This is a genomic window from Microcoleus sp. F10-B2 (assembly GCF_036704965.1).
Classification (GTDB): Bacteria; Cyanobacteriota; Cyanobacteriia; order Cyanobacteriales; family Microcoleaceae; genus Microcoleus.
Window position 1 is genome coordinate 24,126 of the sequence record NZ_JAUBTB010000006.1, and the last position, 13,659, is coordinate 37,784.

At 47.3% G+C, this 13,659-nt stretch carries 13 protein-coding genes, 1 tRNA gene and 1 other annotated feature; of the genes, 3 read left to right on the forward strand and 11 right to left on the reverse strand.

What is annotated here, in order from left to right:
- Positions 1–230: 230 nt before the first annotated feature.
- Complete coding sequence (hemB, locus tag QUA99_RS03810) at positions 231–1,214, forward strand: porphobilinogen synthase (RefSeq protein ID WP_333234822.1); 984 nt, start codon at positions 231–233, stop codon at positions 1,212–1,214.
- A 479-nt stretch (positions 1,215–1,693) separates the two neighbouring features.
- On the forward strand, positions 1,694–2,182 hold the full coding sequence (locus QUA99_RS03815) for a GNAT family N-acetyltransferase (protein WP_333234823.1): 489 nt from the start codon (positions 1,694–1,696) through the stop codon (positions 2,180–2,182).
- A 365-nt stretch (positions 2,183–2,547) separates the two neighbouring features.
- Here QUA99_RS03815 and QUA99_RS03820 read toward each other — a convergent pair whose 3' ends face one another.
- From QUA99_RS03820 to rplS, 9 genes are all read right to left on the reverse strand, one after another.
- A complete protein-coding gene (locus QUA99_RS03820) occupies positions 2,548–2,757 on the reverse strand; it encodes a hypothetical protein (RefSeq protein ID WP_333234891.1) in 210 nt (69 codons plus the stop codon).
- Positions 2,758–2,902: 145 nt separating this feature from the next.
- On the reverse strand, positions 2,903–3,292 hold the full coding sequence (gene rplL, locus QUA99_RS03825) for a 50S ribosomal protein L7/L12 (RefSeq protein ID WP_333234824.1): 390 nt from the start codon (positions 3,290–3,292) through the stop codon (positions 2,903–2,905).
- Between the two features lie 138 nt (positions 3,293–3,430).
- Positions 3,431–4,027: a 50S ribosomal protein L10 gene (gene rplJ, locus QUA99_RS03830; RefSeq protein ID WP_333234825.1), complete on the reverse strand. Its 597-nt coding sequence runs from the start codon at positions 4,025–4,027 to the stop codon at positions 3,431–3,433.
- A gap of 29 nt (positions 4,028–4,056) precedes the next feature.
- Positions 4,057–4,230: a sequence feature (ribosomal protein L10 leader region), on the reverse strand.
- Positions 4,231–4,338: 108 nt separating this feature from the next.
- On the reverse strand, positions 4,339–5,052 hold the full coding sequence (rplA, locus tag QUA99_RS03835) for a 50S ribosomal protein L1 (RefSeq protein ID WP_333234826.1): 714 nt from the start codon (positions 5,050–5,052) through the stop codon (positions 4,339–4,341).
- 245 nt (positions 5,053–5,297) lie between these two features.
- The gene (rplK, locus tag QUA99_RS03840; RefSeq protein WP_333234827.1) at positions 5,298–5,723 is read right to left on the reverse strand and encodes a 50S ribosomal protein L11; all 426 of its coding nucleotides are present in this window, start codon (positions 5,721–5,723) and stop codon (positions 5,298–5,300) included.
- Between the two features lie 3 nt (positions 5,724–5,726).
- On the reverse strand, positions 5,727–6,365 hold the full coding sequence (gene nusG / locus QUA99_RS03845) for a transcription termination/antitermination protein NusG (RefSeq protein ID WP_332953948.1): 639 nt from the start codon (positions 6,363–6,365) through the stop codon (positions 5,727–5,729).
- Positions 6,362–6,595: a preprotein translocase subunit SecE gene (gene secE / locus QUA99_RS03850; RefSeq protein WP_333234828.1), complete on the reverse strand. Its 234-nt coding sequence runs from the start codon at positions 6,593–6,595 to the stop codon at positions 6,362–6,364. Before secE ends, nusG begins: the two co-directional genes overlap by 4 nt.
- Positions 6,596–6,919: 324 nt before the next feature.
- A tRNA-Trp gene (locus QUA99_RS03855) sits at positions 6,920–6,992 on the reverse strand.
- Between the two features lie 135 nt (positions 6,993–7,127).
- The gene (rplS, locus tag QUA99_RS03860; protein WP_333234829.1) at positions 7,128–7,511 is read right to left on the reverse strand and encodes a 50S ribosomal protein L19; all 384 of its coding nucleotides are present in this window, start codon (positions 7,509–7,511) and stop codon (positions 7,128–7,130) included.
- Between the two features lie 40 nt (positions 7,512–7,551).
- Between rplS and QUA99_RS03865 the strand changes: the two genes are divergently transcribed.
- Positions 7,552–9,087 carry an inorganic phosphate transporter gene (locus QUA99_RS03865; RefSeq protein ID WP_445250975.1) on the forward strand — a complete coding sequence of 512 codons (1,536 nt, stop codon included), beginning with the start codon at positions 7,552–7,554 and terminating at the stop codon, positions 9,085–9,087.
- Between the two features lie 131 nt (positions 9,088–9,218).
- Here the strand turns inward: QUA99_RS03865 and QUA99_RS03870 are convergent, their stop codons facing one another.
- Both QUA99_RS03870 and QUA99_RS03875 read right to left on the reverse strand, forming a co-directional pair.
- Positions 9,219–9,479, reverse strand: coding sequence for a hypothetical protein (locus QUA99_RS03870; RefSeq protein WP_333234831.1), 261 nt, complete (start codon positions 9,477–9,479; stop codon positions 9,219–9,221).
- A gap of 130 nt (positions 9,480–9,609) precedes the next feature.
- On the reverse strand, positions 9,610–13,659 hold the full coding sequence (locus tag QUA99_RS03875) for an amino acid adenylation domain-containing protein (protein ID WP_333234832.1): 4,050 nt from the start codon (positions 13,657–13,659) through the stop codon (positions 9,610–9,612).

The following is a 13,659-nucleotide window of genomic DNA, read 5'->3' on the forward strand; positions in this document are numbered from 1 at the left end:
GTGAAGCCAGCGAGATATCCGTACCAACCGATCCCAGCACCGTTAGGGCTCGGTCTGGGAACAGGAAAGACTAGAAAGGACTGGCTTTCCTGAGTGGGAACAACAGACATCCAGACTTTCACAGAACTTTACTTAAGTACAGGGCGATCGGCCAACAATAAGCTTTAGACTTTTAAAGAAACGCCGCGAGTCCTAGAAAACAGGGCTTTATCTACCGTAAAAAAAACATTATGTTTCCAACTCACCGCCCCCGCCGCCTCCGCAACCATCCCCAAATCCGCCGGATGGTACGCGAAAATATCTTGACAACCAGCGATTTAATTTACCCTCTATTTGCCGTACCGGGGGAAGCTTTTGCTAAAGAAGTCACATCGATGCCAGGAGTTTACCAGCTATCGGTAGACAAAATAGTAGAAGAAGCAAAAGAAGTCTACGACCTCGGCATTCCGGCGATTATTTTATTCGGCATTCCCGCAGATAAAGACACAGACGCTACAGGTGCTTGGCACGACTGCGGCATCGTCCAAAAAGCGACGGAAGCAGTTAAAAAAGCCGTACCGGATTTAATCGTCATGGTCGATACTTGTCTGTGCGAATATACCAGTCACGGTCACTGCGGCTATTTGGAAGTCGGAGATTTAAGCGGCCGCGTCTTGAACGATCCGACACTAGAATTGCTGAAGAAAACCGCAGTTGCTCAAGCTAAAGCCGGTGCAGATATTATCGCACCTTCGGGAATGATGGACGGTTTTGTCGGAGCAATTCGCGAAGGATTGGACTCTGCTGGATTTGAAGATATTCCCATCATGTCTTACGCGGCAAAATACGCCTCAGCTTATTATGGCCCGTTCCGGGATGCGGCCGATTCTGCTCCGCAATTTGGCGATCGGCGCACCTATCAAATGGACCCGGGAAACGGCCGGGAAGCACTCAAAGAAATTGCTCTCGACATTGCCGAAGGCGCAGATATGCTCATGGTTAAACCCGCTTTAGCTTACATGGACATCATCTGGCGCGTGAAGGAAGCAACTAACCTGCCAGTTGCTGCTTACAACGTTTCTGGAGAATATGCGATGGTCAAAGCCGCCGCCCTCAACGGTTGGATAGATGAAGAAAGAGTAGTGATGGAAACATTGACAGGATTCAAGCGTGCTGGTACTGATTTGATTTTGACTTATCACGCCAAAGACGCCGCCCGCTGGTTGCAAAACTGATTCAGTATTTGAGATTAGAGAATTGACTCCACAGCACAATCTTCCGGTGTTATCGTGGAGTCAATACCTCTCTCGATAGATGATTTTTGAGTCTTTTCACACCACAGAAGCTCTCGTTTACGCATCAAGACGCTCAGAAAAAGACTTTTTTGTCGTGGCGGTGGGCTGTAACTACAAAAAAACCGGTTTCTCTATCAGCGAACTCTAAACCCATACAAAATCAGTGATTCCGATCTAAAATCTAAAATCTAAAATGGTATGAGTTATGAGTTGGCAATTTTGACTCAAAGAGTTTTTTACAAAATCAACACAAAAAAGTATTAATAATCACCGAAATTAGTTAGATAATATGTATCAATAAAAATAGTTTTGTAAATAGGGAATTCAATCCTTGATGGTTCCCAAGCAAAATCAACTTTCACTCCTGTAAGACAGTAAAAGTAACACAGTTTAGATACAACTTGAAGGTACTGCAGAGCATGACATCAACGACTAGAGATTCCAGTCACATTCAATTTTGTATAGGTCGCGATCGCGCCGACATCGCACAGATCCAAGAACTATTTAAAGCCGCCGCCTTTTGGGCGAGGGCACGCAAGATAGAAGATTGGGAAATCGCGATCGCCAACAGCGAACCAGTTGTTACAGTTTGGGACGGCTCGCGGGCGATCGGCTTTGCCAGGGCCACTTCAGACGGCATCTATCGAGCCACCATCTGGGATGTCGCCATTCATCCAGATTACCAAGGTGCAGGACTCGGCCGCAAATTAGTCCAAACCGTCTTAAGCCACCCTCGAATGTGCCGAGTAGAGCGCGTTTACCTGATGACAACTTACAAACAAAGCTTCTACGAGCGCATCGGTTTTCAGAAAAACGCCAGCACCACAATGGTACTGGAAAATCAGCTTCTAGAAGAGAATCTTCAATTAGAAATTAGCAACGGCGAATTGCTAACTGCTAATTGTTAAATAAGCACAAAAATTGCACCAAAATCTATAATATGTAGGGTGCGCGCTTGCACGCACCTTACTCCCTATAAATCATTTTCTTCTTGCTTCTTCCCTCTTCCCGACCTCTATTAAATCTCTTAAATCCGTTGCTCTCTTCCCGACCTCTGTTAAATCCGTTACATCCGTTACATCCCACATCTTGCACCGTTCTTGCTTAACAGGCTTTCGGGCCTGTGAAGCGAAGAGTAGATTTTCTCGCTTCACAGGCCCGAAAGCCTGTTCGTAAAATGATTATTGAGAATGGTGCAAGATGTTAGTTACATCCCACATCCTGCACCATTCTTGCCTGTTCGTAAAAGGATTATTGAGAATGGTGCAACATCTCAGTTACATCCCACATTCCGCTCCAAAGCCTGACGGAGTGAGTGTTGCAAACTATCAACCAGCAAACACAAACCCATCACCATTGCCAGAGCCGCCACTGCCTCAGGATTAGTGAGTTGAGGGTTAGGTAGTGGCTCGGACAAGACGCACGCCGCCGTTAGAGCCTGACTGTTGACAGGCAAATTTTCTACTATCTTTTTAGATATCAAATGGGTTTTAACGCGAACAGGATATCAGAGGTTAATTACACGCTGCCACATTTGTCGATCGAATTAACCGAAAAAACCTCAGTCTGCACAAGCAAACTGAGGTTTCATCAGCGACAGGTTGAAACCTGCCGACTACATTCTGTGACTACTTGATAGAAATCTTTGCGCCCACAGCTTCAAGCTGTTTCTTCAGTTCTTCAGCAGCTTCCTTAGCAATAGCTTCCTTAACTGCTTTCGGTGCGGCTTCTACCAAATCTTTTGCTTCCTTCAGGCCCAGACCGGTAATTGCGCGGACTTCCTTCAGAATTGCGATTTTCTTGTCAGCAGGAACTTCTTCTAGCATGACAGTAAATTCGGTTTGCTCTTCTACGGGTTCAGCAGCGGCCGCAGCAGGGCCGCCCATCATCATCATGCCGCCGACAGGAGCAGCAGCGCTGACGCCGAAAGCTTCTTCAATTTGCTTGACCAATTCAGAAGCTTCGAGCAAAGTCAGAGACTTAAGTTTTTCCAAGATTTCGTCAGTTGCAGTAGACATTCGTTAAACTCCTAGTTCGATTGTAGATTTGGGATTTGGGATTTGAGATTTGCTCACTCATCATTAGTTTTTCGTCTCCAGCCTTCTATCTATTGCTAAATACTAATGACTGAGGACTAATGACTAATTACTAATGACTTATGCAGATGCGCTTTCTGCTACTGCTTCTGCTTCTGCTTCTGGTTGTGCTTCTGCTGCTACTTCTGCTGAATCGCCGTCTTTTTCAGCATAAGCTTTAAGACCGCGAGCGATCGAAGTAGGAACTTGATTGATACCCACAGCCAACTTGGTGGCGACACCGTTGATAGCGCCAGCAATTTGAGCCATGAGTTGTTCTTTGGACGGCAGATCGGCTAATGCTTTAACATCAGCTTCTTTCAGCACCCGTCCTTCCATTACGCCGCCGCGAAGTTCTGTCTTCTTAGAGACTTTTTGGAATTCTTGGTAAGCTTTAATCGCGCCGCCAATATCTTCTTGCACGAACACAAACGCCGACGTACCCGTCAGCAATTCCTGTATCGGCTGCCAGGTTTCGTTGCCTTCAACAGCAATTCGCATCAGCGTGTTTTTTGCCACTTGGCAACTGCTGCCTTTCGGACGCAAACGCCGACGCAAATCTGTGATTTCAGCAACAGTTAAGCCCGTGTAGTCAATCACGATCGCCAGTTGAGATTCGCTCAAGGTTTGCTTGAGGTCTGCAATAATCTCATTTTTTACTGCTAAAGTTTTGCCCATACTTATTTCACCTCCTTTCAGGATAGAAAATTGCCCGTCAAAAACCCCGACCTTCGAGCCGGGGCAGAGAATTAAAAATTAACAAGTCAGAATTAAAAAATAGAAATTTTCTAATCTTTGAGTCTTGAGTTTTTATTTCTTCAGCCTCGGCAGGAAATTAAGCGGTCGGCACCTGCGGTCTTCAGCTTATTGATTTTTGATTAGGCTATCACCAGAAGGCAGACATAGCAAGGCTATGAAGCAAATCTTGTGAGAGATTTACACAGACAGCCGAAACTGTCTTTTACCTTCTGCCTTCTGCTTAATTCTTTCTAGGCAGCATCAATTTTGGTATCGCGCAGGGCATTGATATCGACTTCGATCGACGGGCCCATTGTTGCCGATACGTACAAACTGCGCCAGTAGCGACCTTTAGCACCAGAAGGACGGTTGCGGTCAACAGTTTCTTGCAAAGCATGAAGGTTGACCAGCAAATCTTCCGCTGAGAAAGCTGCCTTGCCAAACATAACATGAACGATGCCAGTTCGATCGGCACGGAATTCTAGTTTACCACCTTTAAACTCGCCGATCGCCTGAGCAATGTCAGTCGTCACCGTCCCACCTTTCGGAGAAGGCATCAAACCGCGCGGGCCCAACAACCGACCCAATTTTGCCACCAACGGCATCACGTCTGGGGTAGCAATCAGGCAATCGAAGTCCATCATGCCCTTCTGAATTTCATCGATCAACTCTTCAGAACCAGCAATATCCGCGCCGGCATTCAGAGCTTCTTTAACTTTTTCGCCCTTAGCAATCACCGCAATTCTGACTACTTGACCAGTTCCTTTTGGTAGCGATACTGTTGTCCGCAACTGTTGGTCAGTATATTTCGGGTCAATTCCCAAACGGATGTGAGCTTCAGCAGATTCGCCAAACTTAGCGGTTGCTGTTTCTTTCAAAAGTTGCAGAGCTTCCAGCGGTAGGTAAGGTCTATCTTCAACTTTCTTTTGAAGTTCTTGCAGTCTTCGAGATACTTTCTTTGCCATTGTTGTTTTTTGGGGTTAGTCGATTTTAGATTTTAGATTTTAGATTTTAGAATTGAGCCGTTTTGGTCATTTCAAATCTAAAAAATTTGCGATTCCTAGCGAAGCTTTGCTTCTCCCCCTGAATCGATCAATTTTGGATTTTGGATTTTGGATTTTGGATTGAAGATTTTACCTTCAAAATCAGGAATTTTGGATTAGCAATTTGGAACTTGGACTAGGAAAACTCTTCCTTGTTCCTTCTTCCTTCAATCCGCGATCGCCACGCCCATATTTTTAGCCGTTCCTGCCACAATTTTCATAGCAGCCTCAACATCATTAGCATTGAGGTCAGGCATTTTCATTTCAGCGATTTCTCGTAACTGAGCCTGTGTAATTTTCCCTACTTGCTTGCGATTAGGTTCTCCCGAACCCTTAGCAATGCCAGCCGCTTTTTGAATCAAAACCGACGCCGGCGGGGTTTTGAGAATAAACGTAAAACTGCGGTCTTCAAAAACCGAAATTTCTACCGGAACCACTAGACCCGCTTGGTCTGCGGTTCTAGCATTGTACTCCTTGCAAAACATCATAATATTGACGCCGTGCTGACCCAGGGCTGGGCCGATCGGAGGAGCTGGGTTGGCTTTTCCCGCCGTAATCGCCAACTTAATTACTGCAACAACTTTCTTTGCCATTAGTTAGTTCTGTTTCTGAACCTGATTGAACTCCAATTCTACAGGCGTATCGCGCCCAAAAATCGAGAGTAAAACTTTGAGCTTGTTTCGTTCCGGGCTAACTTCAATCACATCACCTTCAAAATCCTTAAATGGCCCGGAAAGTACCACAACGTGGTCTCCAGCAGACATCGATACTTTGACAACTGGTTCTGATTCCTGAGCGTTTCTGAAGATCCGTTCTACTTCCGAATGACTCAGAGGTAGCGGTTTGACGTGACCCCTGCCGCGCCCGTAGCGGCGTTTCTGCTCGGCCCCGACAAAATTAATTACATTCGGGGTATTCTTGATCACCTGCCACGTATCCTCGTCCATAAACATACGGATGAGTACGTAGCCGGGAAAGATTTTTTCATCTGACTGCCGCCTGGAACCATCTTTGCCGACTTTGATCGCCGGAGTTTGCGGAATTTCGACTTGAACGATGCGATCGGCAACATCCAAAGTTTGAATCCGCTGCTGCAAGTTTGCCTTCACGCGCTTTTCGCAGCCCGAGGCAACCTGAACAGCATACCAGCGAGCATCAATCTCCGGCACATCTGGCGATGCTGCCTGTCCAGTCGCTTCTGTGGAATACTCAGATTCTTCTGATGCAAAAGTCATGGCCCAAACACCTTTCCCGCGCCCCAGTTAAAGAAGTTATCCACCAAATAGATCAGGCTTGCTGAGAGGATTACCATCAAAAGCACGGCCAAAGACTCGCTGATTAGCTGCTGCCTGCTGGGCCAAACCACTTTGTCGAGTTCTTCTCTAGTTTCCTTTAAAAAACCCGCAGGGTTAAACCCAGGCGCCGTTATTTCTTGAGTTTCTTGAGCTTCGTCTTTTTTCGCCACTATTTAATCCCCCTTGCGATTTTAGATTTTAGATTTTAGATGGTGTGAGTGGCCCGCGGCTCTCAGATTTTTTGACAGTAACCACTTACGCTCAAGTCCAAAATCTCAAATCTAAAGCCACGACTTTTTTACAAGCCCAACCTATCAACTGTGTAACAGCCGATCGCCGAAACCGACGATCTAGAAGCGACACCGAGCATTTGTTGATGGCATTTTTTGCGAACCGCCCACAAAAACTAATTCTACCCGAAAGTTTGCGGTTTTGACTGTTGCCAGCCAATAGTCCGGGCGCTTTCGGGCAGAATTTAAAGTTTGGTGATTCAGCGCGCCCTGGAGGACTTGAACCCCCGACATCAGGTTTTGGAGACCTGCGTTCTACCAACTGAACTAAGAGCGCACAGGTGAGGTTGCTGAAATTCGCTTAACCTCTAGATTTCTATTTTAACACAGTGCGCTCGTAAATGGGAAACTTTTTTTTTGAAATTTTTTAATTTCCCATGAACCATGAACCAAGAGAAAGCAGGGTGCATTCCTACAGGGAGCGATCGAACCGCTGTTTGACGCGAGTAGCTTTGCCCACCCGATCGCGCAGGTAGTAAAGTTTTGCTCTGCGGACTTTCCCGCGGCGCATCACTTGGATGGTGGCGATGCGGGGCGAGTGAATCAAAAACACCCGTTCCACTCCTACGCCCTGAAACACGCGGCGGACGGTGATTGTTTCATTAATCCCGCCGTTGCGCATGGCAATCACAGTTCCTTCGTAGGGCTGAACCCGTTCTTTGTTACCCTCTTTAATTTTCACGCCGACTCGCACTGTGTCGCCGACGTAAATTTCGGGAACTTGTTTATTGAGTTCTTGCTTGACTCTATCTATTTCTGCCGTTTCGATAGAACGGATTATTTCTGCGCCTTTCATGGGATTTACCAAAACTCACAATCCCTTATCATATATCGAAATGCCCGTTTTATGTCAAAAAATTTCTATGTTAGATAGCTCTGAGGTCGTATTTCTGCAACTGGGGGCAATGGCTGCACTGGCCTTGTACGTCGCCGCCAACTTGGGGGCCAACGATGTCGCTAACTCGATGGGGACATCCGTAGGCTCGAAGGCGCTAACGCTGCGACAGGCAATAATTGTTGCAGGCATACTGGAGTTTTCCGGTGCAGTGCTCTTCGGGCAAGGAGTTTCCGAAACTCTCGCAACAGGAGTGGTGAATGCAGAAGTGTTCGCGGCCAAACCGCAAGTATTTTTAATCGGGATGGTGTCAGTGCTGATAGCTTGCGGGATCTGGCTGCAAATCGCTACCAGTCGAGGTTTACCAGTTTCTTCATCCCATGCAGTGGTGGGCGCGATCGCGGGTTTTAGCTGTGTTGCAGCCGGAATTAATGCAGTTGATTGGCGAACCATCGGCACTATCTCGCTAACTTGGGTGGCGACACCTGTTGCTAGCGGTGCTTTAGCCGCACTATTTTACAGTGTCGTGAAGTATTCGATTCTCGATCGGCCAGATCCTCTATCTCAAATGCGCGAGTGGATACCTTGGCTGAGTGCAGCAATGCTGAGCGTATTTGGGATAATTGTACTGCCGTCTGTTGTGAATGTCGCTTTGGTGCAGACAGGGGCGATCGCCCTAGCACACGATCGATTTGGCTGGAATCTTCCCATTCACGATATTGTCATTGGCATCGGGAGTATTGGGGCGATCGTCCTCACACTGACTAGCTGGAAAAAATTAGAATCCGTTGAGAAGGAAGAAGGTTCGGCAGCGGATTTTGTAACGGATGTAACGGATGTAACGGATGCAAGGAATAAGAAAGAGGGAATATTTTCCCAATCTCCCCCTCTCCCCCACTCCCCCTCTCCCCCTCTCCCACTCCCCCCCACTCCCCCTCTCCCACTCCCCCCCACTCCCCCTCTCCCCCTCTCCCCCACTCCCCCTCTCCCACTCCCCCCCACTCCCCCTCTCCCCCACTCTCCCATCGAGCAACAAATGGCGAGATTTCAAGTCTTGAGCGCCTGTTTTGTAGCATTTTCCCACGGTTCCAACGACGTAGGAAATGCAGTTGCTCCCCTAGCTGCGATCGCCTACATCCGGCGCACAGGTTCCTTTCCCTCAGAGGATTTCAGCGTTCCCCTGTGGATTTTAGTCCTCGGAGGCGCAGGAATAGTCATCGGTTTAACCATCTGGGGTAAAAATGTAATTGCCACAGTCGGCGAAAAGATCATCGAGCTCCAACCCAGCGGCGGATTTTGCGCGGAATTAGCCACAGCCACCACAGTCTTGCTAGCATCCCGCTTCGGTTTGCCAGTTTCCACATCCCACGCTTTAGTCGGTGCAGTCGTCGGAGTCGGGCTGATCAAAGCTTGGAAATCAGTACGCTTGCAAACTTTGCTGTCAATTGGTTCGGCTTGGCTGGTGACAATTCCGATCGCAGCAGGTTTGGCTGCTATCATCTTCAGCATCGCCCAATCAATCGATTTTAGATTTTAGATTTTAGATTTTAGATTGAAGAATTGGAGGTAGATGGGGATTTACTGTTGGGTGGGGGCGGGTTTACGAGATGATTGGTCTTAGACCGAGATTGTGGGTAAAACCCGCCCCTACTGTCCACTGTCAACAGACTAATCTTTCTGATTGCCTCGGTTGGGATAAACTCGCGAAGGCAAAAGCTTCCAACCCGCAGCATCTGCACCCCAGTTGCGAAAAATCTTCACTGAAGCGAAAATTTTAGCGAAACGCCAATTATAGCAACGCTTCCAGTCAGCGGGCCACTGGGCGGTTTCGTCAGCGGCTTGCAAAGCTCTGACTTCAGCTTCGAGTGCTGCGGCGTGGCGTTGGATGATGATTTCTAGTTGCAAAAAGTGTTCTTCGGGCGATCGCAATTTTTTTACATCCTAACTACAAGCGTAATAACAGTGATTTTACCGGACATCGATTGCGTACTTCTTCATGACTAATAGCGCTTTCGCACATCAAACCCGGTTGCCGTGCACAAGCAAGCAAAACTGCCACTCAATCACTTAATTCCTTATCCAAGCAATGCTTTAGCTGTTGAGCCAGCACCTCGACCCCTGGCTTTCTCAACATAGTCAGGTGATTCCCAGGAACCCTAATCACCTCTACTTTTTGAGCCGTTAATTCACTCCAGCCAAGAGTCGGATCATGATGACCCCTGCTTAGCTTTTCCCTCGATCTAAACAGAGTAATTCGCTGCGGATAAATTTTCGGTACATAGCTGAGAGTTGCTTGACTGTTAGCTTGAAATACAGTAAACATCGAAGGAATTGCCAGCTCGCGCCAGCTCCGTTCTTTTGACTCCTGAGATAGGATGCTAACCATAACCGCCTGTTTCCAATTCCAGCGAGACAAAAAATTAGCTGCAAAATTAAGCATCTTATTTAATTTCTGAAATTTGGCAGCAATACCGCCACTTTGAACATTTTCCGCAGCAGCCACCAAGCGAAAATAATCTACTACAAAAGGCCAGATAGAGCGCGAAACAGTAGTCAGAATAAACTTGCAACCGTCCCAAAAAGAAGGTTTGTTAGCAGAAACCGGCGCTAAAGTATCCAGCACAGCAAGTAAAGCCACTTCATCCCCCGCTGCGAGCAACTGTTGAGCCATCTCAAAAGCAACCAAACCTCCAAAAGACCAGCCTCCTAAAAAATAAGGCCCTTTTGGTTGAACGGTACGCAAGGCTGCGATGTAGTCACCCGCCATGTCTTCAATGCTAGTTAGCGGAGAACTTTCGCCGTCAATCCCCTTTGGTTGCAGCCCGTAAAACGGTTGATTTTCTCCTAGCTGAAACGCTAACTCGACATAAGGAAATACCACGCCAAAGATGGGATGGACGCAGAAGAACGGGGGATTTTTACCGCGAGGCTTAATTGCAACTAAAGGCGACCATTCCAGAGATTTTTTTTCTGAAGATAGCGAATCTGCTAAACCTTCAATTGTCGGATAAAAAAAAAGAGCAGACAGCGGCAACTCGCGCTGAAATTGCTGGTTAATCTCATTGATGAGGCGGATTGCCAGCAGGGAATCTCCACCCAAATCGAAGAAGTTGTCGCGAATGCCAACGCACTCTGCGTTGAGGATTGTGGCCCAAATGTGGGCGAGGGTTGACTCGGTTGGTGTGCGAGGTGCAATGCAGCTTTTATCTATTGAATTGCTAGTTAGATTTCCCGGTGCAGGTAGGCGCAGGCGGTCAATTTTGCCATTGGGAGTTAGGGGCAGAAAATCCATCGCCACAAAAGCACTGGGAATCATGTAATTGGGCAGTTGTTGTTTGAGGAAATTGCGTATTTCCCCGGGATTAAGTGTCCGATCGCGATTGGGGACGACATAAGCAACTAGGCGTTTGTTGCCCGACAAATCATCCGCAGCAACCGCCGCTGTTTCTTTGACTGCTGGATGCTGAACCAGCAGGGCTTCAATTTCTCCCAATTCTATTCGATAACCGCGAATTTTTATTTGTTCGTCTGTGCGGCATAAAAACTCAATATTGCCATCGGGAAAATAGCGCGCTAAGTCACCAGTTTTATAAATTCGTTCTCCTGCTTTCTGGCTAAACGGATTAGCAATAAATCGCTGGGCGGTTAATTCGGGGCGGTTCAGGTAGCCTCGCGCCAATCCGCTGCCGCCGATGTACAATTCACCGGGAATTCCAACGGGTACAGGCTGTAAATTTTTATCTAAAATATAGAGTTGAGTGTTAGCTATTGGGCGGCCGATTGGCGGTTTTTTGCTATCGCTAATTTCGGCCAAACTTGACCAGACTGTCGCTTCTGTAGGGCCGTAAGCGTTAAAAAATCTGCGCCCAGAAGCCCAGCGTTTAACAATATCCGGGGAACAGGATTCGCCAGCACAGATGATTGTTTGCAGTGCGGGAAGTTCGGCGTTTGGAATGACAGCTAGCAGCGAGGGCGGGAGGGTAGCGTGGGTAATAGCATTGTCCTGCAAAAATTGGATTAATGTTTGTCCGGGCAACAAAGATTCTTTCTGGGCACAGTAAAGTGTTCCTCCGGTTCCCAATGCCATGACAATCTCAAACATTGAGGCATCAAAACTTAGGGAGGCGAATTGCAAAATGCGGTGATTTGAGTTTAAGTTAAAAGCTTCTATTTGAGCTAGGGCTAAGTTGTAGAGTCCCCGATGTTCGATTAAAACGCCTTTGGGTTTTCCGGTTGAACCAGATGTGTAAATGACGTAGGCTAGGTTTTCTGGTAGGATATTTGTAGTTGGGTTTTCTGGGCTTTGTCGGGCGATAATTTCTCTGTCGGAGTCCAAACACACTACTGAAAAAACTCCGAAATTTTCCGGCTGCGTCAAGTTTTTTGCTAAGTGCTGCTGAGTTACCAAAATCGACACCTGAGCATCTTCTAACATGAAGTTAAGGCGCTCTTGAGGATAAGTTGGATCTAAAGGCAGGTAGGCTGCGCCTGCTTTGATAATGCCTAGCAATCCGACGATCGCATCTAAGGAACGTTCTACACAAAGGCCCACTAAAACTTCTGGTGCTGCTCCCAATTGCTGCAAGTAACGTGCAAGTTGGTTGGCTTGGCTGTTGAGTTGGCGGTAGGTTAACTGCTGGTTTTCAAAGACGGCGGCGACAGCATCGGGCGATCGCGCGACTCGCTCTTCAAATAGCTGATGGAAACACTGGTTTTGCGGATAATCTCTCTGAGTGTCATTCCAGTCATTTAATAATTGCTGGTATTCTGGCGCTGTCAGCAAAGCCAAGTCGCTGAGGTGCTGTTTGGGATTGGCAACAATGGCTTCAAGCAGCGTTTGGAAATGTGCCGCCATCCGCGCAATTGTGCCGCTATCAAATAAATCTGTGCTGTAGACAAATTGCCCTTGAATATTTCCTGCATTTTCCCACAAGTGGCACTCTAAATCTAGCTTGGCGGTTCCGGCGTCAAAGTCGATCGCCTCTGCAACGATTCCCGGCAATTCTAGCGCTGCTACAGGAGTGTTTTGCAGGCTGAAACTAACTTGAAATAGGGGGTTGCGACTCAACTCGCGATCGGGGTGCAATTCCTCAACCAACTTCTCGAAGGGCAAATCTTGGTGGGCGTAGGCTGCCATGGCGACGTTTTTTACCCGATGCAATAGTTCCCGAAAAGTTGGATTTCCTGATAAATCTGCACGCAGCACCAAACTGTTGACAAAAAAACCGATTAATGCTTCTATTTCGCTCAGGTTGCGATTGGCGATCGGCGTTCCTACTGCAATATCTACTTGTCCTGTATAGCGGTACAGCAAAGTTTGAAAAGCGGTTAGTAGAGTGATAAATAAAGTCGCATTTTCTTGCTGGCTCAATGACTTTAGCGCCTCGCTCAAAGCAGGTGATAGTGTTATAAATTGTTTGGCGCCGCGGTAGGATGGAACGGCCGGTCTTTGCCTGTCTGTTGGTAGATTAAGTGTGGTAATTCCGTCTAACTGCTGCCGCCAATAAGCTAACTGAGTTTCTAATACTTCGCCCTGCAACCATTGGTGCTGCCACTCTGCAAAGTCGGCGTACTGCACGGGCAGTTCTGGTAAGTGCGATCGTTCATTTTTTACAAATGCTGTGTAGAGCGTTCCCAGCTCTCGAATTAGCACTCCAATCGACCAACCATCAGCCACAATATGATGTAAATTCAGTAACACTATATGTTCTGTTTCACTCAGTTGTAACAGCGTTACTTTAAATAACGGCCCAGAGGCTAAATCGAAAGGGCATTGCGCTGCATCAGTTGCGAGTTGCAGCGCTGCGGTTTCCTGCTGAGTTGGCGAGAGATTTTGTAAGTCGATGGTGGGGATAGATACGGTTAAAATGGGAGCAATAACTTGTACGAGTTCCCCTTCCAAAAGCGTAAAAGTAGTGCGTAAAGTTTCATGCCGCTGCACAATTTCATTGAAGGTTTGCTCTAAAGATCTTAAGTTGAGGGAACCTGTTAAGCGGAGCGCTGTTGAGACATTGTAGAAAGGATTTCCCGGTGCTAATTGATTGAGGAACCAAAGCCGCTGCTGAGCAAATGAGGCCGGGAAGACGAAAACATCTGTTTCTTGCTGCAT